At 66.4% G+C, this 1,326-nt stretch carries 1 protein-coding gene; it reads right to left on the bottom strand.

Translation table 11 applies throughout. The features are described 5' to 3' along the window. On the bottom strand, nt 1-649 hold a 649-nt coding region (locus IEY61_RS30850), incomplete at its 3' end, for a helix-turn-helix domain-containing protein (RefSeq protein WP_189050866.1). Nucleotides 650-1,326 lie beyond the last annotated feature (677 nt).

The raw sequence follows: 1,326 nt of genomic DNA, 5'->3' as shown, positions 1-1,326 counted from the left end.
CGGCGTCCCGATGCACCTGACACAGGAACCACCCCGCACACGCGATCGCCTCAGGATCACCGGACTCCTGCGCCGCCACCATCGCCCGGTCCGCCACCCGCCACAGCAACTCGGCAGCCGGCTGGTACGCGATGAACATCTGCGCCAACCCGAGCGTCTCCGCCAGCAGCGCTTGTGCCTGCCGCCGCTCGTCACCCTCGTACGTCAACACGGCGCGCTGCCCATCGCGCAGCAACCCCGGCAACAACCCGCCCAGCACCGTACGGTGATCCGACGCCTGATGCCGCGCCCGCCACGCCACCGCAAGCCGCTCCCTCAGACCAGACAACGACTCGGCCGCAGCATCACCGAAGAATCCGACACGGTTTACGGCATCCCGGACCGACCCCAGCGCCGGATGCTCTGGCCCATTGACCACCGCAGAGCGGTCACCAAGCTCCACAGCCAGGGCAGAAACATCGATCTTCAGGGCACGCGCGATCCGATCCAGCATGTGAATGCGCGGCGGCAGGATCCGATCCGTCTCCACCGCCTTGACCCACTCGGCGCTACGCCCCACCAACCCACCCAGCACCGCCCGAGTCTTTCCGGACCGCTCCCGGTAAACCTTCAACCGCTGCCCGAACGTCAACTCCGGCAAGGAATCCACCCGGAACCTCCTCGAATAGCGCGGGACGCACCACCGACCCAACGGCCGCAATCACGCCCAACGCTACCGACCGGCAGGTCGCCCCATAACCCCTCACACGCCGGCCACTCCTGATCCAGGCAGCACCCCGACCTCTCGCTTGTAAGTCCTGGCGCGCCGTCCGGCAGGGTCCCGCCCACTCAGACGGTTGTTGGCAGCCAGCGGCTGCCCTCGTCCCGGTCGGTCTAGCGGAATCCGGAGTACAGGTCGACTCGTCCGTCGCCCACCAGGTCAGCCGCCGTAGGTGATGGCTGACCTGCTGCTTCTTCGGGCGCTGCTGGCGTCACTGGTCGTCTTTGGTCAGCGGTTGACGGCCCGGCGACGGCCCAGAGACGGCCCAGGCCGACCCCTCGTTTGTAAGTTCTGGGCGCTCTGTCCGGCCGGGTCTGTTTTTGTCCGTGACCTCGGGCAACTGTCCACCGCTGGTCGTCCAGGGCTGTCCTCGTCTTGACCGGTTGCTGTCGCCGTTGCTGTCGACAGCAACCCGCGCCTCGCACGGGCCGGGTCATCAACCTCCCCTGTTCAGAGGGGATTTGACTGATCGAGGTCAGTGAAGGAAAGGTGCACCTGACCTGCAAGGATGTGGGTGTCGAGTCCATGTCCACAGCAGAATCGGGTGCACCTTCCTGGTGGGTAAG

The sequence above is a fragment of the Micromonospora sonchi genome (genome assembly GCF_014646235.1).
GTDB classification, from domain to species: domain Bacteria; phylum Actinomycetota; class Actinomycetes; order Mycobacteriales; family Micromonosporaceae; genus Micromonospora; species Micromonospora sonchi.
The sequence above is the reverse complement of the archived record's forward strand: the minus strand, read 5'-3'. Positions and strand labels throughout refer to the sequence as shown.